General features: G+C 66.8%; 18 protein-coding genes, 1 other RNA gene and 2 pseudogenes. 8 read left to right on the forward strand and 13 right to left on the reverse strand.

Features of this window, described 5'->3' with window-relative positions; translation table 11 throughout:
- Positions 1–21 precede the first annotated feature (21 nt).
- Positions 22–699, reverse strand: coding sequence for an SIMPL domain-containing protein (locus MRBLWS13_RS00730; protein WP_349427183.1), 678 nt, complete (start codon positions 697–699; stop codon positions 22–24).
- Positions 700–876: 177 nt separating this feature from the next.
- Here MRBLWS13_RS00730 and MRBLWS13_RS00735 point away from each other — a divergent pair.
- From MRBLWS13_RS00735 to ssrA, 3 genes and pseudogenes are all read left to right on the forward strand, one after another.
- Positions 877–1,317: pseudogene (locus MRBLWS13_RS00735) on the forward strand (SRPBCC family protein); the annotation flags it as partial.
- A gap of 287 nt (positions 1,318–1,604) precedes the next feature.
- Positions 1,605–3,083: an NAD(P)/FAD-dependent oxidoreductase gene (locus MRBLWS13_RS00740; RefSeq protein ID WP_349427184.1), complete on the forward strand. Its 1,479-nt coding sequence runs from the start codon at positions 1,605–1,607 to the stop codon at positions 3,081–3,083.
- Between the two features lie 171 nt (positions 3,084–3,254).
- Positions 3,255–3,625, forward strand: a transfer-messenger RNA (tmRNA) gene (ssrA, locus tag MRBLWS13_RS00745).
- A gap of 132 nt (positions 3,626–3,757) precedes the next feature.
- On the opposite strand, the gene MRBLWS13_RS00750 is transcribed toward ssrA, so the two are convergent.
- The gene (locus MRBLWS13_RS00750; protein ID WP_349427186.1) at positions 3,758–4,954 is read right to left on the reverse strand and encodes a tyrosine-type recombinase/integrase; all 1,197 of its coding nucleotides are present in this window, start codon (positions 4,952–4,954) and stop codon (positions 3,758–3,760) included.
- A gap of 990 nt (positions 4,955–5,944) precedes the next feature.
- Between MRBLWS13_RS00750 and MRBLWS13_RS00755 the strand changes: the two genes are divergently transcribed.
- Positions 5,945–7,498, forward strand: a complete 1,554-nt coding sequence (locus tag MRBLWS13_RS00755) for a DUF4041 domain-containing protein (protein ID WP_349427187.1) — start codon at positions 5,945–5,947, stop codon at positions 7,496–7,498.
- Positions 7,499–7,559: 61 nt separating this feature from the next.
- Here the strand turns inward: MRBLWS13_RS00755 and MRBLWS13_RS00760 are convergent, their stop codons facing one another.
- Both MRBLWS13_RS00760 and MRBLWS13_RS00765 read right to left on the reverse strand, forming a co-directional pair.
- Positions 7,560–8,126, reverse strand: coding sequence for a hypothetical protein (locus MRBLWS13_RS00760; protein WP_349427188.1), 567 nt, complete (start codon positions 8,124–8,126; stop codon positions 7,560–7,562).
- A gap of 137 nt (positions 8,127–8,263) precedes the next feature.
- Complete coding sequence (locus MRBLWS13_RS00765) at positions 8,264–9,307, reverse strand: SEC-C metal-binding domain-containing protein (protein WP_349427189.1); 1,044 nt, start codon at positions 9,305–9,307, stop codon at positions 8,264–8,266.
- A 222-nt stretch (positions 9,308–9,529) separates the two neighbouring features.
- On the opposite strand from MRBLWS13_RS00765, the gene MRBLWS13_RS00770 reads away from it, so the two are divergent.
- Positions 9,530–9,871: a hypothetical protein gene (locus MRBLWS13_RS00770; protein WP_349427190.1), complete on the forward strand. Its 342-nt coding sequence runs from the start codon at positions 9,530–9,532 to the stop codon at positions 9,869–9,871.
- A 246-nt stretch (positions 9,872–10,117) separates the two neighbouring features.
- On the opposite strand, the gene MRBLWS13_RS00775 is transcribed toward MRBLWS13_RS00770, so the two are convergent.
- Both MRBLWS13_RS00775 and MRBLWS13_RS00780 read right to left on the reverse strand, forming a co-directional pair.
- Positions 10,118–12,052 carry a hypothetical protein gene (locus MRBLWS13_RS00775; protein ID WP_349427192.1) on the reverse strand — a complete coding sequence of 645 codons (1,935 nt, stop codon included), beginning with the start codon at positions 12,050–12,052 and terminating at the stop codon, positions 10,118–10,120.
- A gap of 1,021 nt (positions 12,053–13,073) precedes the next feature.
- Positions 13,074–13,187, reverse strand: a pseudogene (locus tag MRBLWS13_RS00780) (site-specific integrase); the annotation flags it as partial.
- Positions 13,188–13,821: 634 nt separating this feature from the next.
- Here MRBLWS13_RS00780 and MRBLWS13_RS00785 point away from each other — a divergent pair.
- Positions 13,822–14,643 (forward strand): aquaporin, encoded by an 822-nt coding sequence (locus MRBLWS13_RS00785; protein ID WP_349427193.1) that lies wholly within the window; start codon positions 13,822–13,824, stop codon positions 14,641–14,643.
- A 55-nt stretch (positions 14,644–14,698) separates the two neighbouring features.
- Here MRBLWS13_RS00785 and MRBLWS13_RS00790 read toward each other — a convergent pair whose 3' ends face one another.
- From MRBLWS13_RS00790 to MRBLWS13_RS00800, 3 genes are all read right to left on the reverse strand, one after another.
- Complete coding sequence (locus MRBLWS13_RS00790) at positions 14,699–16,369, reverse strand: alkaline phosphatase D family protein (RefSeq protein WP_349427194.1); 1,671 nt, start codon at positions 16,367–16,369, stop codon at positions 14,699–14,701.
- A 127-nt stretch (positions 16,370–16,496) separates the two neighbouring features.
- Entirely contained in the window at positions 16,497–17,282 is a 786-nt protein-coding gene (locus MRBLWS13_RS00795) for a PKD domain-containing protein (RefSeq protein ID WP_349427195.1), read from the reverse strand.
- A 195-nt stretch (positions 17,283–17,477) separates the two neighbouring features.
- Entirely contained in the window at positions 17,478–18,614 is a 1,137-nt protein-coding gene (locus MRBLWS13_RS00800) for an epoxide hydrolase family protein (protein ID WP_349427196.1), read from the reverse strand.
- Here MRBLWS13_RS00800 and MRBLWS13_RS00805 point away from each other — a divergent pair.
- Positions 18,546–19,664 carry a YafY family protein gene (locus MRBLWS13_RS00805; protein WP_349427197.1) on the forward strand — a complete coding sequence of 373 codons (1,119 nt, stop codon included), beginning with the start codon at positions 18,546–18,548 and terminating at the stop codon, positions 19,662–19,664. The genes MRBLWS13_RS00800 and MRBLWS13_RS00805 overlap by 69 nt on opposite strands.
- 315 nt (positions 19,665–19,979) lie before the next feature.
- Positions 19,980–20,708 carry an alpha/beta hydrolase gene (locus tag MRBLWS13_RS00810; RefSeq protein ID WP_349427198.1) on the forward strand — a complete coding sequence of 243 codons (729 nt, stop codon included), beginning with the start codon at positions 19,980–19,982 and terminating at the stop codon, positions 20,706–20,708.
- A gap of 42 nt (positions 20,709–20,750) precedes the next feature.
- On the opposite strand, the gene MRBLWS13_RS00815 is transcribed toward MRBLWS13_RS00810, so the two are convergent.
- Genes MRBLWS13_RS00815 through MRBLWS13_RS00830 form a run of 4 tightly spaced genes read right to left on the reverse strand, consistent with a single transcriptional unit; the run spans position 20,751 to position 24,324 of the window.
- Entirely contained in the window at positions 20,751–21,368 is a 618-nt protein-coding gene (locus MRBLWS13_RS00815) for a response regulator transcription factor (RefSeq protein ID WP_349427199.1), read from the reverse strand.
- Positions 21,365–22,561 carry a sensor histidine kinase gene (locus MRBLWS13_RS00820; RefSeq protein WP_349427200.1) on the reverse strand — a complete coding sequence of 399 codons (1,197 nt, stop codon included), beginning with the start codon at positions 22,559–22,561 and terminating at the stop codon, positions 21,365–21,367. The genes MRBLWS13_RS00815 and MRBLWS13_RS00820 overlap by 4 nt, the downstream gene beginning before the upstream one ends.
- A 15-nt stretch (positions 22,562–22,576) precedes the next feature.
- The gene (locus MRBLWS13_RS00825; RefSeq protein ID WP_349427201.1) at positions 22,577–23,365 is read right to left on the reverse strand and encodes an ABC transporter permease; all 789 of its coding nucleotides are present in this window, start codon (positions 23,363–23,365) and stop codon (positions 22,577–22,579) included.
- A complete protein-coding gene (locus tag MRBLWS13_RS00830) occupies positions 23,362–24,324 on the reverse strand; it encodes an ABC transporter ATP-binding protein (RefSeq protein ID WP_349427202.1) in 963 nt (320 codons plus the stop codon). The genes MRBLWS13_RS00825 and MRBLWS13_RS00830 overlap by 4 nt, the downstream gene beginning before the upstream one ends.
- Between the last annotated feature and the right edge of the window lie 99 nt (positions 24,325–24,423).

Raw genomic sequence — 24,423 nt, forward strand, 5'->3', positions numbered from 1 at the left:
AGCCCGTGGATCGGAGATCGCTCATCGTGCGGCGAAGCGGGCCTCGACGGCCGCGGAGATCACGGTGTCCTCCGGCTGCAGCTGCACCGCGGGCGCGCCCCCGGCGGCGTCGCTCGCGAACGACGCCTTGGCCATCAGCATGCGGGGACCGGGTGCCACCTCGGGCCGGTCCTGGCGGCTGAGCAGACCGAGGTCGGCGATCTCGAGCGCAGTGACGTCCGACAAACCGAGCGCTCCGGCGTAGGCGGCCGCACGTGTCACGGCGACGCCGACCGCCTCGGTGGCGACGTCCCGTTCCGTCCGCGCCCGTGTCTCGGGCGTGAGCTTCCACTCGATCCAGCCGAGTTGCACGCCCTCACGCTCGGCCACCTCTCCGGCCCACCACGAGAGCACGGCGAAGTCGGTGAACGTGACGGAGAAGTCGAGGGTGGCGTAGTGGACGGGGGCGAGACGCCTGCCCTCGTTGTTCCAGGGGCGCTCGGACCACACCGAGACGCGCTGACTCGTCCACTCCGTGACGGTGCCGGCCGTCTTACGGGCGGCGAGATCGTCGCGCACCGGCTCGGTCAGTGCCGCCATGCGCTCTACGACGGCGCCGCGCTCGGGACCCTCGGCGCGAATGGTGAGGTGCGCGATTGCGCGTTCGGGGGCGATGCGGGTCTCATGCTCCCCGCGGACCGTGATGACGACGTCGCTCATGACGCCGACTCTACGTGACCGGATCGACGGGGCCGAGGCATCCGTCTCCCGCCCACTCGACGGACAGACGGGCGGCGGTCTGCCACAGGCCGGGCCGCAACGCAACCCGCTCCAGCGCGCCGGACGCGCGGTCTAGCGTCGAACGCATCGGTAGAGCCCGAGATCGAGGGGGAGTCCATGTCTCGCAACGTGAGGGTGCTGCACTGCACACCCGAGGACGTGTTCGAGGTGCTGAGCGACGGGTGGCTGTATCCGTCCTGGGTCGTCGGGGCGTCGCGGATGCGCGAGGTCGACGAGACCTGGCCCATGGCGGGCGCCGAACTGCACCACTCGTTCGGCGTCTGGCCAGCACTCATCGACGACAAGACCGTCGTCGAAGAGTTCATCCCGTCGCGGATGATGGTGATGCGGGCGCGCGGCTGGCCGATCGGCGAGGCGCGTGTGACCATCGACGTCAAGACGCGCGGACACGAGTGCGTCGTGCGCATCCAGGAAGAGGCGATCGCCGGTCCGGGACGCTTCGTCCCGCAGCAGGTGCTCGATGTCCCGCTGCACTGGCGCAACAACGAAACTCTGCACCGGCTCGCCTACCTGGCAGAAGGCCGTGCCGCCCGCCGGCTCGGAGCGACGACGGCTGAGAAGGAGATGGCGGACAGCGGCGAAGAGATCGATTCGGATGCCGAAGCCCGGCGGCACGGCGCGGCCTCGGCGAGCACCGACCCTGCCGATGCTGCCAAACTGCAGGGAGAGCAACTGGCCGACGCCGCGACGGGCGGGGACCGAACGGAGGACGCGATGTCGAAGGGCAGCCCGGAGGCCGGCAGCAGTGCTGCGGAGGGGGCATCCGCTCCGCCGAAGCCGCCGCGCAATCGCGCCACGTCCGCCGGAGGCGGGGCGCCCTCACCGTGAACACTCGCCGCAAGCGCGGCAGCAGCGACCTCGACGCCGTCGTCGTCGGGTCGGGCCCCAACGGTCTCGCCGCCGCCGTCACCCTCGCTCGCGCCGGGCTTCGGGTGCGGGTGTACGAACGCGCCGACCGGCCGGGCGGTGGCGCCGCCACGCGCGAGCTGACACTCCCCGGCTTCCACCACGACGTCTGCTCGGCCGTGCACCCCATGGCGTTCGAGTCGCGGTTCTTCCGCGAGTTCGGTCTGCGGGAGCGGGTGGAGTTCGTCACGCCGGACGTGTCGTTCGCGCATCCGCTGGACGAACGCCATGCCGGTGTCGCCTACCTCGACCTCGGTCGAACGGCCGAGGCGCTCGGTCCCGACGCTGTTGCCTATGCGCAGCTGCTCCGTCCGCTGGTGGAGCGGTCGACCCGGGTCGCCGAGTTCACGGGATCGCCCCTCGTGCGGGTGCCCACCGACATCCCGACGGCGCTCTCCTTCGGCCTGCGTGCGCTCGAGCAGGGGAGCCCTGCGTGGAACCTGCGCTTTCGCCAAGACGTCGCCCCCGCGATGCTCACGGGCGTCGCCGCGCACACGATCCTGCCGCAGCCGAGCGTCGCCGCCGCGAGCGCGGGGCTGGCCCTCACCGCTTATGCGCACGCGCGAGGCTGGCCGATCCCGATCGGCGGCAGCCAGGCGATCATCGACGCGATGGTCGACGACCTGCGTGCTCACGGCGGCGAGCTGGTCGTCGACCACGAGGTGACCGCCCTCGAGGCGCTGCCCGACGCCACGGTCACTCTCCTCGACGTGACACCCAAGGCGCTGATCCGACTGGCGGGCGACGCGATGCCCGCGCGCTACCGCCGCGCGCTCCAGCGCTTCCGGTACGGCGACGGGGTCGCGAAGGTCGACTTCGCGCTCAGCGAGCCCGTGCCGTGGACGCACCCCGAGCTGCGTCGCGCCGGCACGGTGCACGTCGGTGGCACCCGGGCGGAGGTGGCGGATGCCGAGAACCAGGTCAACCGCGGCCGCCTGCCTGAGCGCCCCTACGTCCTGGTGTCGCAGCCGTCGCTGTTCGACTCCACCCGCGCGCCCGCCGGCAAGCACACGCTGTGGACCTACACCCACGTGCCCGCCGGCAGCGCGGTCGACCGCCGGGAAGCGGTCACCGCGCAGATCGAGCGGTTCGCGCCCGGCTTCCGCGACACGATCCTCGCGACCGGTTCGCGTTCGGCGCGTGAGGTCGAGCAGCACAACCCGAACTATCCGGGCGGCGACATCGCGGCGGGAGCACCGAACTTCTGGCAGCTGATCGATCGCCCGGTGCTGAGTCCCGACCCGTGGCGCACCCCGATCCCAGGCGTCTACCTCGCGTCGGCGTCCGTGGCGCCTGGTCCCGGTGTCACCGGCCTGCCCGGGTGGTTCGCGGCGCTGAGTGCGCTGCGCCACGACTTCGGAACCCGGGCGCTTCCCAACCTCTCTCCGAGAGGTTGAGCCCCGCCGGCAGGGTTCCCGCTGTCAAACGGGGACGGATGCCGCGGCGCCGTGAGTGCGGGAATGGCGTGGGGGCGGCATCCGTTGTATCCTGATGTGCTCGGAAGCTTCGGCTCCCGAGGATTGGCAACTCCACAGTGTGACAGCGGCCCTTCGCAAGAAGGAACCCACGGGGATGATCGGTTTCGACATCGCCTGTGAATCTGCGAGAAGCGGGCCGAGGATGCAGGGTTATCTCGTGAACGCTCCCTGCAAACCAATAACTGCCGAAAAGAAGCAGTCCGCGTTCGCCCTCGCTGCCTGAGCAGCGAGCCCGACGCCGTCAATCCGTGACTGATCCCGTCACGGGTATTGGCGTCATCTAGGGATCTTGCTGCGTGACGTCGCCTGAGCGTCACGCGGGACTCTTTTCAGGATGGGCTTGTCGACTTAGGTGTCTGTGACAAAGGTCGGAGCCGAGTAGAACGCTCGCACAGACTGCGCCCGGAGAATCCGCAGTTACTCAGCGATGGACGGGGGTTCGATTCCCCCCATCTCCACGATCCGCTGTCACAGAAGAGGGCCCGATATCCGCGGAATTCCGCGGATATCGGGCCCATTTCGTTGGTGTGGAGTGTGGGTTCTTAGGCGGCTTGCCCACAATTTGCCCACAGTTGACGAGGATCATGGCCCGGTCAGACCGACCACAGCCGAGTCACGTCGGCGTCCAGTCCGCCTTGGTTCATCCGCGCTGCGACGTCGGCGAGGTCGTCCTCGAACAGGTCTGCGTACGTGTCGAGGGTCATCGCCGCAGACTTGTGGCCGAGCATCCTCTGCACCGCCTTGACGTTCGCGCCGGACGAGATCGCGAGGCTCGCGGCGGTGTGGCGAAGGTCGTGCGGCGTGAGCCGTTCCATACCCGACCGCTCGAGCGCGGTGCTGAACCATGAGGTAGTGCCGAGGCTGGTCTTCGCACGGCGCAGGTGATTGCCCTCGGGGTCGGCGAACACGAGGTCGTCCGGCCCCTTGCCGTCGCACAGCTCACGCAGCGGCGTTTCCAGAAACTCCGGGAACGGGACGATCCGCCGCTCCCAGTTCTTCGGCGCTCCGACGACGATGCGTCCTTCGACCTCGACAGCCGCGCGGTTGACTTGGATTCGGTCGCGCTCGAAGTTGATGTCGCGCACGTGCATGCCGATCGCTTCGCTCCATCGCAGGCCGCAGTAGGCGAGCACCAGGATCAGCGTTCGATAGGTCGGCGTCGACGCCGCTTCGGCGAGACGCACCACCTCTTCGTGCGTCAGGTACCGGCGCGGCTTCTCGGATCGTTTCGTCGGCAGGTTCTGCGCGCCCCGAGCAACGTTACGGGGGATGCGTCCGTCACGGACAGCGGTGTCGAGGATGCCGGCGAGGACCCCGAGGGCGCGGTAGACGACCGTGGCCGATCGCGGACTCCCGGCCACGCCGCTGCTCTTGGTGCGGCTCGTGGTAGCCGTGCCCTCAGAGAGTTCGCGGATCCACTGCTCGACCTGCGACGCGCGGATGTCGCCAATGCGGGTGTCGGACCAGCGGGGGAGTACGTACACCCGCCACGCCGTCTCCAGCGAGCTGTACGACGAGGCTTTGAGCGAGTGCTGCTTGTTTCGCAGCCATTCGGTGCCGAGCTCGCGGACGGTCGCCTTCGCTGCTGCGGGATTTGTGTAGGAACCATCGGAGCGGGCGACCTCGGTGCGAGCGAGGAAGAGCTCGGCGTCGCGCTTCGTCTTGAAGCCGCGCTTCTCGACCTGGCGGTGCGTGGTGTCGTCGCGCCACCGGACGCGATAGCGGCGGCCCGCCGCTGCCTGATACGCCGCGATGCTTCCCATGCTGACCTCGCAGTCAGAGTAGCTCACGGCGCCGACGCGACATGCTGGGATGCGCTCACGTCCGAGGCCTGCTCTCGTAGCGCGTAGGCGGATCCCTATTCGCGCCTTGCGCGCAGAGGGTTGGTTGCCTACAGACGTTCGCACGCGCGATTTCGACCCGTATCCGGGCAATGCTCAACCGATCACATCTACGCGGGACGCATGAGGCGTGCACGCCCGGACGCTATACCGCTACCATCCGGCGCATGGGGTTGTTCGACCGATTCAAGAAGAAGGATCCTTCGCCGGCACCTGCTGAGCCAGGCGCTAAGCCAGATGTGGTCGTGCGTGTCGAGGTCACCACTCGAGCAGGGCGAACCGGCCTTCCGCCGGGGTACGTGTCGCCGTACATCTCGAGCGGCCAGGCGGAGTCGCTGTTGCTTCCGGGACACGATCGACTCCCGCCTCTTCATTTCGTACGACGCGATGGCGCGTGGTGGCTGGCTGAGGACTCGACTGGGCTACTCGTGAACGTCGGTAATCGGCAACTACGCGGACTCGGAATCTGGAGTTGCCGGGTGCGAGGCGACGGCTACGCTCCTGGATCCCTCCGCCTGGGGGTGGTCGAGTTGTTCCGCGAGCCCGATAACGCGCACGACCGGAACGCGGTGTCCATCCGGCAACAAGGGCAGCACGTCGGTTACTTCAATAAGGGCATGGCGCCCAGTGTGGCGAGGGCGATCGACCGTGGCGATGAACTGCAGGCGGGGGGGGGGTGTCTGTCGATCCGCCGAAGGTGGTTGCGGCGAGCCCGGAGATCATGGCCCACCTGGTGCGCCGCATGCCGGACTTCGATCAGTTGGCTGGTGCTTAGTCGACCGCCCCCGAAACCCGACTCGCGTCCACACTCGCCCACATTGAATCCCCGTTCGACGACTCGTCGTGTCGGCTCGCGTTGATAGGTTCGATCGTGGCGTCAGTTCTGGGGTGAGAGGCGCCCCCGCGACACCGGGGATGGTTATCGACAATGGGGGATACATGACTAGCACCACCGAGATCGCTGCGGGCTGGTTCCCGGATCCCACCGCCAGGCACGAGCGACGCTACTGGAACGGCGCCGCATGGACGGAGCACGTCTTCACTGCCGGTTCGCAAAGCATCGACCCCATGCCGTCTGCAACAGACGTCGAAGCCGCGGAGGAAGCTACCTTGGCGGAGGCGCCCACGTCGCGCCGAAGCGCTCGCGAGTCCGCAGCCGCTCAGAACGCTGTCTCGACACCTGCCACGCAGCAGGTCTCCGCCGACGGCGACGCCAAGTCGCGCAAGGTTTCGTTCTTCGGTGCGAAGAAGCAGGCTGAGTCGCTGATCACGGAGAACGAACGCCTCGAAGCGCTCATCTCGGAGTACGGCCTCAACGACGTCAGCCAGCTCGACGAGATCAAGCGCGGGCTTCACGACCAGATTTCGGCCGCGGAGCAGGAGCTGGCGCGACTTCGGGCTGAAGCGCGCGCCTTTGAGGCCGAGCGGGCACAGGTTCAGGACGAGATCGTGAATCTTCGCGATACCGCGCACCTGCAGGAGTATGGCCTGTTCGACTTCGAGAACCCCGCCGAGTCTTCGGTCGCGCTCGCAACCGAACTCGAGTCGGTGCGTTCGGAGATCAAGCGCCTGGTGCGGGCGGGCGACGCGACGGTCGCCACATCGAACTTCACCTTCAACAACAGTGCAGCCAAGGGCCGGAAGTTCGTCAACGACATGTCCAAGCTGCTTCTCCGCGCGTACAACGCGGAAGCGGAGAACTGCATCAAGACCGTCCGCGCAGGCAACCTGGATGCCGCGCAGAAGCGTCTGTCCACCGTTTCCACTCAGGTGGAGCGTCTGGGCACGATGATCGATCTCCGCATCACGTCGGGCTACCACCGGCTGCGGTTGAAAGAACTGGAACTCGCGAGCCGTCATCTGCAGGCTCTGCAGATGGAGAAGGAGTTGGAACGCGCGCGGCGTGATGAGTTGCGTGAGCAGAAGAAGGCGGAGCAGGAACTCGCGCGGGAGAAGGAACGCCTCCAAAAGGAACGCACGCACTATCTGAACGCCCTTGCCGCTCTCGAAGCGAACGGCGACGTCGAAGGTGCCGAGCGGCTCCGTGCAAAGCTCGACGACGTCGAGCACGCCATCGAGAACGTCGATTACCGCGCAGCGAACATCCGCGCGGGCTACGTGTACGTGATCAGCAACATCGGTGCATTCGGCCCCGACGTCGTGAAGATCGGACTTACAAGACGACTCGATCCCATGGATCGGGTGAACGAGCTCGGCGATGCATCCGTCCCGTTCCGATTCGACGTGCACGCCCTCTTCTTCGCAGACGATGCAGTCGCTATCGAAACGATGCTGCATCAGGAATTCGCCGACCAGCGCCTCAACAAAGTGAACCTCAGGCGCGAGTACTTCCGCGCAACCCCGGAGCAGGTTCTCACCGCGCTCAGGGAGCACAACGTGGAGGTGCTCGAGTTCACTCTGGACCCCGCTGCCGCCGAGTACCGGAGCTCCATCGCTCCGCCGGCGTGGACCGATGCTCCCGCCGATCCCTAAGCGGGCAACCGGCAAAGTTCGGAGGTTTGCCCCCATCCGCGTCCCATGGAACAGCGAGTCCTCATGAACTTTCCGATCGCATCGACTCGTAGTCGGCGGCGCGGAGCAGTTTCCCACTGGCGTCCGTCCAGACCGGGAAGAGCCCGACACGGGGCCACGGCACATCGGTGTGTGTCGCAAGGTCATCCCAGAGGCGCCGCACATCATCTGTAAGCGCCTGGGCGTTGTCAGGCTCAAGCAACAGCGAGGTGGGGGGTTCGCCAGCGCCGTCGCCGATGCGGACGGTGGTGACATGGGCGATTTGCTTATTCACGTCCCGCGAGACCGCGTGGAGTCGATGGAGCGACGAACTGTCGGGGCTCCAGGGGCTCGCTGTAGTGAAATGAGCAGCGTTGCGATCGTCGGGACGTGGCTTCTTGGGCGGCGGTGCGAAGAACTCGGCGAGCATGCGGACGTGGATAAAGAACGCGTCGAGGCACGACTGTCGAATGAGCATTGGTTGGGCCTCATCGAAGATCACTGCCGGTAGCGCCATGACCTGCTCGACGCGTGAGTGCATTTCTTGCACCACCTCGCGCTCATGGTCCGGAAGAGCGTAAACCGCCTCCGCTAACTGAAAGTCGTCCACGGGATGCCAGTCTGGCAGTTCGGCTGGCCAACCTGCGAGAACCGGCTGAGTAGTCTCGCTCTCGATCCGTCAGCGAGCACTGGGACGATTCGAGACGCTGCTAGTGCATCGACCCGCGACGAGGCCAGACCCGGTCATCAGTCTGCGTCCCACGTCACAGATCGGTACGGACGCTGCATCCATTTATCGTCGGCCGGAAGCCATCTGCCGGAGCAGCACGACGCGAACTCGAGACCCAACCCACACGGGCACAGATCCGTCGCGCGGATGCGCCGTTCGCTGACAGTGAGCGGGGATCCCGGTCGCGAGCTTCCCGGCTCGTCGACCCACTCCAGCACATTGGTCGTCCAATACGTTGTCTGGCCGATGAACTGACGCTCGTAAAGGCCTTGGTCAGGCATCCACACCGCGGTGGCACCACAGAACAGCACGAAGCGCCAGCCGGCCATGTGGATGTGAACTTCGCTTCCCCCAAGGGAGTGGCGGATTTCCAGAATGAGCGATGCGCGCGGATTCGCTCCACGTAGGAGACGGTTCACCAGTTTGTACCCGACCGCCGAGAACGTATCGAGGGGGAACACGTCAGTTCGAAGCGCAGCGACCACTTTGGCGACCTCGGTGGGCTGCAGCGTGTGCCGGGCATACATTTGCGCCTTCGAGAGGTGGACCTTCAGCGCGATGCCGCAGAGGGCGCGAAACATCAGGGTGACGTTGAGGCCGGCGATAACGGCTTCGCCGCCCGGACGAGGAAAGAGCCTGACTCCCACCGACGCGAGGTCGCGCGCAGTCCCTTTGACGAGCGCGGCGAGGTACCGTTCGGCATCGCCGAGCAACTGGTCGCAGTCCCTGCAGAACGTGTAGTGCTTCGTGTAATCCTGCACCTTGGTGCGGACGCCCAACGAGGCATAGCGGCCTACAAGGGGGCCCTCAGCGGTGCTCCACAACGCTGCCCATTTCGGAGCGACATGCCCGAGAACAAACTGGCGGTACTCGCCGCATAGCGGGCAGCGACCCATGACGAGTTGCTTCCCCCTGTCGCTGCCGAGGATCTCCAAGCCGCGCGGGCCGGTCATCACGGGCTCACGAACCTGAACGGGCGGTGAGTTGCCGAAGGCGGCACCGGCCTCTGCTGGCGCCGGCTGGTCTGGCTCAGAGCGGCTTTGCGTCGGCGACATGGTCATTGCAGATCCTTTTACATGAACAGGGTAGTCGTGACCAGCGAGACGACTTCGCCGGCGTGACCGTTCGACGAGGCCCGGTCAGGTGACTGAAATCTACGTTTCTGCGACGAATGGCGACCGCCGCGTAATACATCGCCCGGACATGGCGGAGCTCGGCCGCCCTTTGGCTCGGCGTTCGTGGTCGGTGCCGATCCCTATCCGGGCAACGCGCGTACGCGGGACGTGGCGGACTGGGTGGGAGGGGTGCGGCTGAGGTACCCAGCTGCCAAGCGCGGTCATGTGTCACCTACTCATGCAGCAGTCTTCGTCGTCTTCGTCGTCGACGTCGACGACGAAGACGACGAAGACGAAGACGAGACCGAGGACCGAGGACCAAGAGGCAATGCACGCAGGCACTATTCAGTGACACGCTCGGATGCCTTGAGAACACTGGGCACGCGTGACAACCTCGTTACATGGTCCGCGGACGTCGAACTGCCAAGCGCCAAGCTGCGGAAACACGCGCCGCCGACGCGCGGCACCGCGCGGCCGTCGCCCGCGGTGAAGATGAAGTGCGGGCATTGAAAGGGCAGCAAGTTCTCCGGCGCTGGGGCAGTCCTCGCCGCGCCCTGGACCGACTGAGCGCAGTGTCGCGGGAACTGGAGCGCCTCCATCGCGATGAGGCAAGACTCCTGCACGAGCGGGACGAGTTGGTCGCGGCGATGCGATGGGCAGGTGAGAGTTGGAACTCGCTGAGTGCGCGCACGCGGCTGAGCCGACAAGCCCTCATGAAGCGGACAGGATCGCGGCCATCCGCATAAGCCGGGACGTCTACAGATCGACCAGAACTCGGATCGCTCGGGCGACCGGCATCTTGGGCACCTGCGCGTGGGCAGCCATCGTGACCAACTCATCGCGCAGGGACTCAACTCCGATACCGCGCGTAGCCGCAATCAGTCGCGTGCTAAGTTCCGCTTCGCGCACCCACCCTCGATCAGCAGACCACGATCGAATCTGTCGAAGATGGCGAACCGTGGACATGTCTCCCTCCAGGGCGCCCTTACCGAGCGCCAAGAGCAAGAACTGCACATCAGTTTCCGTGAGCACCGGCTCTCCCTCGAGCGAGCTCGTCCACTTGACGCGCAGCAGCGACATCATCTTGCCGTTCGGGTCGTCTCCGACACCTAACTCACGCCAGCTGGAGAGGCTTACTGTCAGCTCCGGTTCGTTTGCCACACGAAGCACGATTTCCTTAGCGTCAACCCGAGGAATCGAAGCTATCGATATTGCGGGAACGAGGAGATCCGGCTGGGCGGTGGTGACATCGAAGTACCACGTGTCGCCATCAGCGCGGAAGCGTTCGACTGTCATTTCAGTAAGTCGCGGCAGCGTGGCAGCAGCGAGCGCAAGGGGAGAGAAGCCGAGGTAGAGCGCGTCCGCCTCACTCAAGCTGACCTCGATGCAGGCCAGTTCAAGCGCGTTCTCCAGCCCCCAGATGCTCGCAAGAAGCGTCTCCAGGAACGCGAACGCGCGGTCGACGTAGTCGTCCAACTCAATCGCAGTCTCTGGATGGCTCCGAAGGCGGATCAACACACGCTGCGAGTCCGGATCGAAGTCGAATGATCGTCCGTGATTCGGCGCATTTCTGAGGAAGCGCTCGGCATCGGCGAAGACAGCAGAAAGAGGTCCATTCTGGAGTTTGGCAACTACGGCCGTGACATCCTCCTCCTGCTGGCGCGCAAAGGCATCGACGGCCGAGACCTCTCGCTCGAGCAGGCGGTACCAACCGAATGCCGCGCCACCCGACTCATACATCTCGCTCATCAGCCGACCGGTGCGCCGAACCACCGATCGATCGTCGCCATCTTTCGCGATTGCAGCGCCGTAGGCGATAGCCGCTTCCATAACCAACCGGTGCGTCTCAGACAAAGCTTGTACGGCACCGTCCATGCTCGCGATCGTGGTGAGCCTCTCGGGCCTATGAGCGCCGGCGGCACAGATCCGAAGCTTCTCGCGAAATCGATCGGGATTGAGGCTTCGTGCGGCAATCGACTCCAGCAGGAGGTACGACAAGCCAGAGTTCGGACCTACTGCGATACCCAGCTGATTGCTGGCATAGGCACGACCGGTGGATAGCACTTCGAGGAATGGCGTGTCGGGGAATCGCTCCTCAAGAACGTTGAGCACTCGAACCGGCACTGTCTGAGATTCGTCCTCAAGGATCGACGCGGCCCGTTCGAGGCGTCCTGCCGCAACGATGGGATCCGCCGCGGTATTCATCAGAGCCTGTGCTCGCTTCGCCGCTGCCTGCGCTTGAGCTGGGGTGGGTGCGACGAGCGCTTCCTCGTACTCTTGCCAAACCGAATCGAGCCGGGCGACGGATTCCTCGCGCGCGCGAGTCAATCCGATCCCCGGGCGGCGGCCAGCGCGAACCGCGAGCTCCTTCTGGGTGACGTCTATCGCAGCCAAAGCACGAGCAAGACGAGTGATCGTCTCCTCTGACAGCGGAGCCCGCGAGAATGCACCCAAGGCTGCAAGCATTTCCCGAAGAAGTTCCGACAAGCCATTCGAATCCGGGCGCGCGTGCACATCCCCCTCGGCTTCGACCCGCTTCAGCTTGACGCGGGCAAGTCCTTGGCGACGACGTACAACATTGGAGTCAACCTCCCCGCTTGGCGCAACAGCGCCGCAGTCTGGACATGCGACGGACATGATTCGCTCACCCCCACAGCGAGCGCAGGTGATGGTCTTGAAGTTCAGCAACACGTCGAATTCGTGCTCAGAGCGCCTAACAGTCCGTGGCCGCTTCCTCATGGCGAGATCGTATGGCCTCCCATCGACGCACCAACCTTCAGAGCTGCGCTCGCGGCACAGTTAAGGCACAATCACCGCCGACACGCTGTGCATTTCAATGCACGAGAACGCCGGCCGGCCGACCCGGGCCGCTCCGAGAACCCCGGATTAAGCGGCGAAACGCCCCATTCGCCCGAAAAGGAGAGTTCGAATCGCGTCGCGGAGGATGCGTGTTGTGCCATTCTCCGACAGCGAGATCGTAGTGGCCGGGCACGCCTGCGTTCCCTGCGCTCGCTATTTGCAGACTCCGCTCTCCGCTGACGCTCCGAGCTGCGCTTAGCAACCGCTCGCTCCGGGCACTCCGCCGCTCCCGACCACTGGACGCCTGATGTCGGAGCAAGGCCGTGGACTGTCGGCTTGCCCATAATTTGCCCACACTCGGTCCAGACCGAGACTTATCGAGACGGCCTGAGACGGACCCGGGGCGGCGGATAATCCGCGTAATCTCGCGGATTACGGATCGAGATGGGTCGTCGTGATTCCGCGCGGGCAGGTTTCGATTCCCCCCATCTCCACAGCCGTTGTCACTGAACGAAGGCCTCGACTTCCGCGTAATTACGCGAGAGTCGAGGCCTTCGTTCGTTGTCTGCGGGCTGGCTCCACACCGAATCGCCCACAAACTTCTGGCGCATATACGTTGAAATGCGTGTCCGAAAGCCGCTAGTCGTCGATCTGGCTTCGGCGCCCGAGCGCGGGTCCCAGTCGGTCGTTGAGCGAGCGAAGCGAGACGAAACGCCCAGTCAGCTCTCCCAGAGGCGGCCGACATCGGCGTTCGACCCGCTCTGATTCATCCGCTCGGCGACGTCGGCGAGGTCGTCGTCGACCAGGTCGGCGTACGTGTCGAGCAAAGCGCGCCGACGGTGATGCGTGCCTCGCCCGGACCGGTATACGAGCCGTTCGACCGCGAGACCTCGGTGTGCGCGAGGGAGAGCTCGGCTTCTTTCCTGGTCCGGAAACCCTTCTTATCCACCTGCTTCTGCTGGTCATCACGCCAGCGGACGCGATACCGCCGTCCGGCTTCGATCTCGTACGCAGTGATGCTTCCCACGAGTCACCTCGCGGACAGAGGAGCGCCGGGGACCGACCTCGAGCGGCCGATACCAGCGGGGCCGGTGCGTCTTGTCGAAGTGCCGGCACATGCAGTTGTCGACGAACGGCACCAGGGTGGTTGAGGGTGACTCGAGTCGTCGAAATCCTCGAAATTCTGGGGATTCTCGGTTGGCTGAGAAGCCAGCGAACGATGCGAACTTGAGACTCCGCGACTTTTCGCGGAATCGCCTGAAAGGGGCAGACGTCGCATCCTCGGAGACGCTCTTGACGCGTTAGAAAGCCAGCCAATATCTTCAGACATCTGCTCAGCTGAGCCGACTGGCTGTCTCGACGCAGTTTCTTCACACGCGAAGGGTGAAGTCCATGGGTTCGCTGATCGCCGCATTCACACCGTGACGAGTGCGCCCGTCGGCGAACCGGCCCCCTCCCGCCCGCGCGGGGTGGGCCACGCGCCGTCGTGTTGCAGACCGCACCGGCGACCCAGCGGCGCATCATCCACGGCGACCCGGTGCGCGATCTCGTCGCCGTACAAACGGGACAGCGCGGCCACGCGACCCGCCACCGGGTGGTCTCGATGGCTCCCGGCGTCCAACATCGCCCGTCGCCGTTTGATCTGACCGAAGGAGCTCGAAATGACGCAAGATTCGCAGGCAGCAACCCGGGGCCGTTTCGAGCGGTGGTTCGAGATCGAGGTCGTTCAACCGATGAACGACTTCCAGGACCGCAGGCAGGAATGGCGGCGCCTCGTCTCTGAGTTCGTCGGCACTTTCTTTCTCGTGCTGGTCGCCGCCGGCGCCGGCATGATGGGGCAGGCGTTCCCCGACACCATCGACCGAGGCGCGGCGGTCGTCGCTCCAGGACTGATGGTGCTGGCGATCATCCTGTTCATGGGCAAGGTCTCCGGCGCGCATCTCAACCCGGCCGTCACGCTGGCGTTCTCGTTGCGTGGAGACTTCCCGTGGAGTCGGGTGCCCGGCTACATCCTGGTGCAGCTGGCGGGCGCGGCCGTCGCGTCGTGGTTCCTCTCCGCCGTCATCGGAGTGTCGTCCTCGTACGGCTCCAACTACCCTGCCGACGGCTACTCGGACTGGTCCGCCCTCACGATGGAAGTGGTCCTGACGTTCGGACTCGTCAGCGTCATCCTCGGCACCGCGTCGGGGGCGCAGAACATCGGCATCATCGGCGCTGTGGGAGTCGGCGCGTACATCGCCCTCGCGGGCCTGTGGGGCAGCCCGATCTCGGGCGCGTCGATGAACCCCGCGCGCACGTTCGGGCCCGACCTCGCGTCCTTGGACTTCACCGGCTACTGGATCTACGTCGCCGGTCCCATCATCGGCGCCGTCATCGCGGTCGGCATGGCGTTCGTGCTGCGGGGCTACGGCGGTGGACGTGCAGGATCGGGAGCCGCGCAGGGCGCCCTCCGCACCCAGGTCGCCAACCCCGACAAGGCCTGACCTCGGCATCAGGGGGGATTCTGGGACGCAAGCAGGGCGGCGAAGAGTCGTTCGCTCAGGACGACACTTCGGAGTCTCTCTTCGTCGGCACCGTGATGGATGCCACCTCTTCGAGACGAGGATGCAAGTCGTCTCCGTCCTCGACCACACCCTTGTGCCAGGTCGCGGTGAGTCCATCGGGCGCGTCCTGCAGCAGCGCGAGGTTGTTGTCGAACCACGGACCCTTCACTGTCTTCCAGCGGAAGGGCGGGTCGGGAACCTTCGCAGAATACGCGGCTGCGGCACCCAGCGGCGTCGCTGCGCCGTACGACATCAACACGGAGAACCAACGCAGGAAGCGGGGCAAGGGGTTCCGCACCGGTGAGCACACCGCCTGCACGATGCGGCTGCCTGTCTGGCGCTCGACCTCGGCCAGGTACGAGAAGTGCACATCACCGGACAGGAACATCACCGTCCGCGGCGACGGACCGCGGGCGCCGTCTGCCAGCTCCGTCGCGATCCCGGCAACCGCCTGAAAGCTGTTCTGGAACGCCGCCCAGTGTTCCAGGTCGAAGGCCCGCCGCAGTCGTTCCCCGACCCACGCGGCCAGTCGGCCCCATGCGCCCTGTGCGATCGCCTCATCCCACGCCTCGACATGGTGCAAGCCCAACGGCAAGAGGAACGGGAGCGAGGTCGCGATCAGGACGTCGCGGAATCCGCCCTGCATATGGTCGTCGAACCACGCGAGCTCCTGACCGTTCAGCAGCCCCCGAGCCGACGGCGTGAGATCTCTCGCGGCGCGTGAATCCAGGACGATCAGACGCGTTCCATCGAAGTCTCGGGAGTAGCTCCAGCGGTAGCTGTTGGGATCCTTGTCGCAGCGGTCGGCGAACTCGTCCAACGCGGCACTGAGGTCGGAGGAGCCGGCGTCGGGGCTCCCACTGACCTGCTGCCACATCTCGTCAGTGGCACGTTCGCGGGGGGACAAGTTGCCGAGGTGCTGGTACACCCAGTACGACGCCAGGCCGGCGACGATGCGTTCGTGCCACCACGTGGTGGCTTCCATTTTCCTCTTCCAATCGAGCGAGGCGTTCCAGTCGTCGCGGATGTCGTGGTCATCGAAGATCATCGCGCTCGGCACACAGGAGAGCAGCCACCGATTCGCGTCATCCGACCATGCCAATCGGTAGAGGTGGGCGTACTCTTCGAAGTCTTTGAGCTCTTTGCCCGGTTCGTCATGAATGTCGCGGCGGCCGCGGATGAATTCCTGCATCTCCTTCGTAGTCGAGTCGGCGTACACCTGATCGCCGAGGAAGAGCAGCAGATCCGGTCGGACCTCGCGGCCGTCGGCCACCGCGAGTGCGAAAGCGCGCATTGAGTCGACGCCATGAGTTCGATTGCCTGACCGGTCGTGGGAGACGCTGGTACGGCATGATCCGTAGGCGATCCGCGACCGTTGCCCAGGCATGCGTGTCGCGATAACCGATGCTGGATAGTCGGAGCGTGCGTCCGGCCACACCGAAACCCCGTCGATCTCGATCCCGTATGGCGAGACGCTGCCGGGCTCGAGCCTGTCGACTTCGACGAGGGCGAAATGGTGGCCGTGCACGGCGAAGCTGCGGGCTTGCCACGATCGGCCTTCGGCGTGGACGCTCACCAGGCAGTCGGCTTGCGTCTCCACCCAGATGCTGGCCGACGTCTCATCGACGTAGCGCAGCATCGGCCCCAACACGAGCGGGGAATCCATGAGCCCGTTCTACCGCGGATTGCGCCGCAGCGGCCAGGGGTGTCCGCAGTCCCGACTGTGTCCTGTCGGAACAAGCAGACGGGGTCACCCGCGCGAGCGCTGCACGCTGATCATCGATCGGCGTGCGTCACCTTCGGTCGCCCCCGGCCGGCGTGCCGGCCGTGTCGGCGGGGCGTTGCGCGGGAGTGTCAGCGGTTCCGCCGGTTGTCGCGGAGACGGCGCCGGCACCCAGCAGGGTTCCCAGGATGCCGACGCCCGCGGCTGCGTCGAGGATCTTGGTGGCCATGAGGGCCGAGATCACTCCGACGCCGAAGAGCACGATGACCAGCCGGCCCCAGTTCTTCACGACGAAGGGGATCACGAGCGCCGGCGCGGGCGCCGACGCCGCGACGGGCGGCTGGATTGTCACTTGCTTGGGCTCGAGTTCGGTTTCCGTCCCGCCAGCGTCGGTCACCGTCGCACGGACCTTGTACGTACCGTCCTCGGCGAACGTGGCGAGGATGGTCCGGCCGCCGTCGATCTCTTCGATGGTCGCCCCTTGCACGTCCCATGAGACGGTGGCGCCGTCGGCGAGGTCCTCGACCGTGAACATCACCGCCGTGTCCTTGTGGGCCACATTGCTGCCGATGATGGCGGGCCCGACATGGATGCCTCTCTCCACCGCAGCGCCCGAGTCAATGGCGACTGGCGGAGCGCCCGGGGTGGTGGCGAGCTTCTCGATGGTTCGGAGCGCGTCGCGGTGGTAGAGCCAGGCGAAGACCAGCGCGAGGACGATCACGACGATGGCGCCGAGCAGCAGGCCGATGGCGAGGTAGTAGTTCGACAGCGCCACGTCCACCGCGCCCGTGGCGGGGTCGCCCGGCGTGGAACTCGGTGACGGGTCGCCTTCGGCGGCGAGGATGCGGATCAACATACGGGACCCCATTTCCCAGTTGCGCTGAGCATGCACCCGCAAGTGCGCGCCGTCAATCGCATGCCGCAAAAGGCGACATGGCCCTGGCGGCAACCTGAGGACGTGGCGGTCGTCGTCGGAGGGTGAAGACCGCGCCTGGCAAACGGTCAAGGTCGGGCCGGCGGGCCCTCGCAGTCCGCCGGCCGTGTCTTGGAATCACGACATCCCGTGGAGGAAGCCGCGGATGTCGTCTGCAAGCAGTTGGGGCTCTTCCATCGCCGGGAAGTGGCCGCCATCGGCGTGGTCGGTCCAGTGGCCGACCGCGTTCCAGGGGTCCATAGCGCGGCGGATGAGCGGATGCGTGTCGAAGACCACCCATCCGGACGGCACTCCGGCGGCCATCGTGATTGCGAGCTCGGAATGCTCGGCCTCGTAGTAGAACTGCGCGCTCGACGCGCCGCTGCGCGTGAACCAGTACAGGCCGATGTTGGTGAGGAGTTGGTCGCGATCGACGACGGGTCCCCGGTGGCCACCGGGGGTCCTGGTCTCGAACTTCTCGCCGATCCAAGCGAGGAGACCGACGGGCGAATCGGTGAGCGCCGGGCCGATCGTGTCGGGTCGGTGGTTGTGCATCTCGAGGTAGCCGCGTTCAGCCGCGCTCTCCAGTTTCAGCGCCTCGAGCTGGCCGGCCTCGTCGTCGGACAGGCCTTCCGGGGAGGGGAACTTGACGCCGACCAACCCGAGCACGGCACGATCTACGCCGAGGTGCATGCCGATGATGCGCTCGGGGTAGAGAGCCGCAAGGCGGCCGGCGATGCCGGACCCGATATCGGTGCCATGCACCGCGAACCTCTCGTAGCCGAGCCGTGTCATGACCTCGGCGTAGGCATCCGTCGTCCGTGCCAGTTCCCAGCCGCTCGCCGACAGCGGAGTCGAGAAACCGAATCCGGGCGGCGACGGGATGACCACATGGAACGCGTTCGTCAGCAGCGGGATGAGCCGCTGGTATTCGACGAACGAGCCCGGCCAGCCGTGGTTGAGCATCAGCGGAGTGGCCCCCGGGTTCGCTGATCGCACGTGCACGACGTGGAACGTCTGGCCCTCGAAGACGGTCGTGAACTGTTCGTACTCGTTGAGCTTCGCCTCCTGCGCTCTCCAGTCGAATCCATCACGCCAGTAGTCGGCGAGCTCCTTCAGATATGCCAACGGGATGCCGCGGCTGAAGTCGTCGCGTTCGCCGCGGCCCGGCGTGGGGACGGGCCAGCGCGTGCGCGCGAGTCGGTCGTGCAGGTCGTCGAGGTCGTGCTGCGGGATCTCGATACGGAACGGTGTGAGCGCGGTGAGGTTGTTCATGACTTCGACGATTCCAAGCGATGCGGCAGGTTAGCTTCCGCAATCTCCGGAATGATCGAGGACATGCTGGAGACATCGGCTCGCCTGCTCGAAGTGCTGTCGCTGCTCCAGCTCAAGCGCGACTGGACGAGCTCGGAGCTCGCCGCCCGGCTCGAGGTGAGCACGCGAACGGTGCGTTCCGACATCGGAAAGCTGCGATCGCTCGGATATCCCGTGGATGCTCGTCCCGGCGTCGCCGGCGGGTATCGGCTGGCCGCCGGGACCGCGATGCCGCCGTTGCTGCTCGACGACGACGAGGCCGTCGCGGTCGCGGTGGGACTGGGTGCGGTTGCGACCTGGAGGCTCGGCGTCGAAGAGACATCGTTGACCGCGCTCGCCAAGCTCGAGCAGGTGATGCCCTCACGCCTGCGTCGACGCGTCGACGCAGTCCGGGAGGCGACCAGCGTCATCCCGGGAACGGAACCGCGACTCGACCTCTCGGTGCTGAGCGCGGTCGCCTCCGCCATCCGCGGGCACGAACGGCTCCGATTCGGCTACACCACGCACGGCGGCAACGAAAGGGCGCGCCACACCGAGCCGCAACGGCTCGTGAGCTGGGGACCGGTCTGGTATCTGTTCGCGTGGGACCTCGAGCGCAACGACTGGCGGGTGTTCCGGGTCGATCGCATCGTTCCGCACCCGCCGACGGGCGTGCGATTCCGTCCACGCATGATCGCGGAGGAGGATCTGGTCCAGCACGTCGTCAGGCGCATCGTCCAGGCCAGCTGGCGCTACCGCGCGCGGGTATTGGTCCACGCTCCGGCCGCCACGGTCGTCGCGGCGCTTCGCATCCCGGTCGACGTCGAGGTGGTCGACGAGTCCACGTGCCGGGTCGAGCTGGGTTCGGATGACCCCGACGCGCTCGCACTGCGGATGGCGCAACTCGGTGCCGACATCGAGGTGATCGAGGGCGACGAGCTGAAGCTGGCGTTCGAGCGCCTCGCAGCGAGGTTCGGTCGCGCAGCCGGCAGCGCCTCGTCAGCCAGAACCTGCCTATCGGCGCGTATGTGAGTGCTCCGAACGGGGCCAGGTTCCTGCCGAATCCGGTCGCCCTCATCATCGTGAGTGTGCCACTCGTGTCTGCCGCTGGCTGGGCACTGGCGCGAATCATCACCGCGGCAAGGTCGGGCCGCGGTTGAGCCTGGCGTGCCGACGGCGTGATCGCGGCCACATGCGCCGGATCGCTCGACGGCCCGGGATCTCCGCTCAGCCCTAGTGGTGCGGTCGTCGCGGCCCTATTGTGACCATTGCGTCGGGCGTCTGGGCGCACTCCCACCCGTCGGAAGCGTCGCCCGCCGTTGCGGCGCCGCGTGATTGGAAGCCGCAATGCCAGAGAGCACCCCGACCATCGTTCTCGTCCACGGCGCCTGGGCCGACTCCTCGAGTTGGAACGCCGTCATCCCCACGCTTCAGTCCGAGGGTTACACGGTATTCGCTCCACCCAACGAACTCCGCGGGCTCGCGAGCGACTCCGCCTACGTGGCCTCATTCCTCGCGCAGCGCACATCAGGTCCTGTCGTGCTCGTCGGTCACTCCTATGGTGGGGCCGTCATCACGAACGCAGGAGTAGCCGGCGATGTCCGCGCGCTGGTCTACGTCGACGCGTTCATCCCCGACGAGGGGGAGACGGTCCTGGGGATTCTGGAGGGATCCGGGTCGGCGCTCGCCGTGGCCGACCCGACGACGGTGCTCGACCTTGCGGGATACCCCGGCGCGCCCGAGGGCGCAGCGGATGCCTGGCTAAAGCCCGACGTTGTTCACGCCTCGTTCGCACAGGACCTGCCGGAGCGCGACCGGTGGCTCATCGTGGCGACCCAGCGTCCGGCATCCATCGTCGCCAATGTCACGCCCTCGGGCCCCGCGGCCTGGAAGTCGATCCCGAGCTGGGCGGTGCTCGGCACGGAAGACAAGGTCATCCCTATCGAGACGAAGCGCCGGATGACTGCGCGAGCGGGCTCCACCGTGACCGAGGTCGAGGCCTCGCACGTCTCGATGATCTCGCACCCCCAGGCCACGCTCGACGCGATTCACGCGGCGGTCGCCGCGGTGAGGTGACCTTCGCCCGCAACTGCTCCTCCTTCGACAACGGCGCTGGGTTCACAGCCAGCCGTTGTCGGTCGCGATCCGGACGGCTTCTGCCCGCGAGCCCGCACCGAGCTTGCCGATGGCCGCCGACAGGTGGTTGCGCACGGTGCCCTCACTGAGGAACGTCGCCGCCGCGATCGCGGCCGATGACCCGCCCCCGGCGGCGGCTGCGAGGACCTCAGTCTCCCTCTCGGTGAGCGGGGAAGCTCCGATGCTTAGGCTGGCAGCGGCCAGCGTCGGATCGACCACTCGCAGTCCCGCGGAGACCCGCCGGATGGCATCCACCAGCCGGTCGGCCGAGGCGTCCTTCACCATGAAGCCGACGGCGCCGGCCTCCATGGCGCGCCGCAGATACCCGGGCCTGCCGAAGGTCGTCAAGACGATGACCTTCGCCGCGGGGTCGGCGGCCACGATCGCCGCGGTGGCGTCGATGCCGTCCTTGCAGTCGGCTGCACCGGGCATCTGCACGTCCATGAGTACGACGTCGGGATCGACTTCGGCGGCTCGGCGTACCGCTTCGGGCGCGCTGTTGGCCAGAGCGACGACCTCCAGGTCGCGCTCGGTGCGCAGCAGCGCGGCGAGGGCCTCGGCGATGATCGCCTGGTCGTCGGCGATGAGCACCCTGATCATGGCACCCTCCGGTTCGGCTGGGGCGTTGGGGCGAAGTCGGCGCGTACGGACGTACCGCCGCCGGGGACGGCCGCTATCTCGAACACGCCGCCGGCGGCGGCGACGCGTTCGGCGAGTCCGGTCAGCCCGTGCCCTGACCGGCCCTTACCCGGCCCGACCCCGTCGTCGCGCACTTCGACGCTGTGCTCGTCGACGTCGATGATGCACCACGTGGCCTCCGCGTGCCTGACGACGTTGGTGACGGACTCGCGGACCACGAACCCGAACAGCTCGCTGACCGCATCGGACAACGTCGGCAGCGCCACCGGCGTTCGGGCTTCGATGCCCGCCGCCAGCAGCACCGAGCGCGCGCTGGCGATCTCGGTGGCGAGCCGGATCTCGGCCATTCCCGACACGGTGGCGCGGACGTCGCTGAGAGCCTGGCGGGCGATCGCCTCGACGGCGGCCATCTCCTCCTTCGCCGCGGCGGGCTCCGTGTCGGCGAGGCGGGCCGCCAGCGACGACTTGATCGTGATGGCGGTGAGGGAGTGGCCGAGGATGTCGTGCAGGTCACGGCTGATACGGGCGCGTTCGGCGGCCACCGTGAGCAGCTCCACCCTGGCCTGGCTGCGCTCCAGCATGCGCCTGACCCGGCTGCTCTCCATCCAGCCTGCGATCCCGAGCCCCACGCCGATTGAGAGCGCGGCGATGAGGACCGGCATCCACAGCTGGCCGAGCAGCCCGGCCAGGCTGAGAGCGAGCGCCCAGCCGATCAGGGCGAAGCGGGCCTGGTGCCACGGGATGAGGCTGGCCATCAAGATAGCGGGGTATGCCCCGAAGCTGGCGAACTCCCACCCCCACAGCAGCGCCCCGATGACTACGAAGCCGGTGAAGCCGGCGACGTAGGACCAACGGAGCCAGAGCGGGGCGTCGGCCGTCCACGCCGCGCCGACGTAGGCCACGGCGAAGACGACCAGATAGCTGGTCCGCAGGACGAGCCCGACCGGATCCACGCCGTCGGAGATGGTCGGGATCGCGAAGACCAGGAAGACGATGCCGGCCAGGTAGGTCAGGAACAGGTTCGGCCGCACCCGATGCCAGCGATACGGCAGGTCGGTCGGCCCGCCGGGGAGCGCCCACGGTGCGGCATCGGGATCGTCGCCCGGCCCGAAGGGCGCGGGCTGGAACAGGCCGTTGAGGACCGATCGAGCCATGGCGCCTCCTCGTGCTCAGCGCTTGCTGGTGGCCGCGGCTCGACGATAGCCGAGTGCACCGAGGACTGTCAGGACGATCGACCATGCCAGCAGCACCCAGATCGCTCCCCAGGGGAACTCCGCGTTCGGCAGGAAGGGGAAGCGGCCGAGCTCACCCAGCCAGTAGGTGGGCAGGGCGGGCGCCACCGCCTCCATGACCGGCGGCATGGTGTCCACCGGGAACCACAGGCCGCCGAGCAGCGAAAGGGCGAGGAGCAGCATGGTCGTCACGCCCTGGACCGCCTCCGCCTTGACCCACACCCCGACGACCATGCCGAGCACCGTCATCGGCAGGAGACCGATCCAGATCAGGCCCAGCGAAGCAAGACACTGGCCAGCGGTGGCGGTGACCCCGCCGAGCAATGCGCCGGCCACGAAGACGAGCAGCAGCGCCGGAAGGACGAGGAGCATGGTCACGGCCGCACGCGCCCACAGGAAGAACCGTGGCGGGACGCTCGTGATCATCAGCTGCCGGAACCAGCCGGACCGACGCTCGAGCGCGAGCTGGGCGCCCCCGCTCATCGCGGCGCCGAGGCTGCCGTATGCGGCCATCGAGACCATGATCATCGCCGAGGCGAGCCCGGCGTCGGACTCGCCGCCGTAGATGGCGGAGAACACGAGATACAGCGTGACCGGCATGATGACGGTGAAAACCACGAAGCTGACGTTCTTCGCTGTGAGCAGCGCACTATGCACCGCGTAGTGCAGTGCCGGTGGCAGCCCACCCGATCGGGGCGTCGGGCGCTGGTCGGTGAGAGTGGTCATGAGAGTGCTCCTTGCGTGGCGTCGGGGAGGGTGGTGAGCGAGAGGAAGGCATCCTCGAGCGTGGCGGCGGTGACCTCGAGGTCGCGGGCACGATGATCGCGGAGGGCGCGCAGGGTGCGATCCGAGTCCGTGGTGTGCAGGTGCCAACGGGCGCCGACCCGCACGATCGCCACGACGCCGGGCAGCGCGCGCAGGACAGCCGAGTCGATACCGGCGGCGGCGAGCGTGATGGTGCGCCCGGCGACGCGCGACCGGATCTGGTCACCTGTCCCCTCGGCCACGACCCGGCCCTCGGCGAGCACGACGATGTGGTGAGCGAAGTCGTCGGCTTCGTCGAGGTAGTGGGTGGTGAACAGGACCGTCCGCCCGGCGTCGGCGAACTCGCGCATCGAACGCCAGAAGTTGCGGCGTGCTTCGACATCCATCCCGACGGTGGGCTCGTCGAGGATCAGCAGGTCGGGGTCGGGCAGCAGTGCCAGCGCGTAGCGCAGTCGCTGAGCCTGGCCGCCGGAGAGCCGGTCCGTCCGCGTCTTGAGAAATCCGCCGAGGTCGGCCCGATCGACGACCTCGCCCACGGCGAGCGGCTGGGCGTGCAGACCGGACATCAGCTCGAGGACGTCGATCACCCGGGTGTCGGCGAGCAGCGCGCCGGCCTGGAGCATCGCCCCGACATGACCCGAACGAACCGCAGCGATCGGGTCGCGGCCGAAGACCGTGGCGGATCCGGCGTCGGGTCTCGCCAAACCGAGGATCAGCTCGGTCGTGGTGGATTTGCCGGCGCCGTTGGGGCCGAGGAGGGCGACGATCTCACCGCGCTCGACGCGCAGGGTGAGTTCGTCTACCGCCCGCACGGCCGCGTACGACTTCGTCAGTCTCGTCAGCTCGACGGCAGCGACGTGGTCGTGCGCACCGGCCGCTGCGCGGGGCGGGGCCGGATGGGTGAGGTGCATCTCGTTCATGTCACCAGCCTTGCCCTGGCCGTGTCCCCGTGCCTCGGCCTGGTGTCACGACCTCACGATGACATCTGTCACCGAGCCAGCGCCTGATAAGCCCGTCGG

It is taken from the genome of Microbacterium sp. LWS13-1.2, assembly GCF_040144835.1.
In the GTDB taxonomy this organism is placed as follows: Bacteria; Actinomycetota; Actinomycetes; order Actinomycetales; family Microbacteriaceae; genus Microbacterium.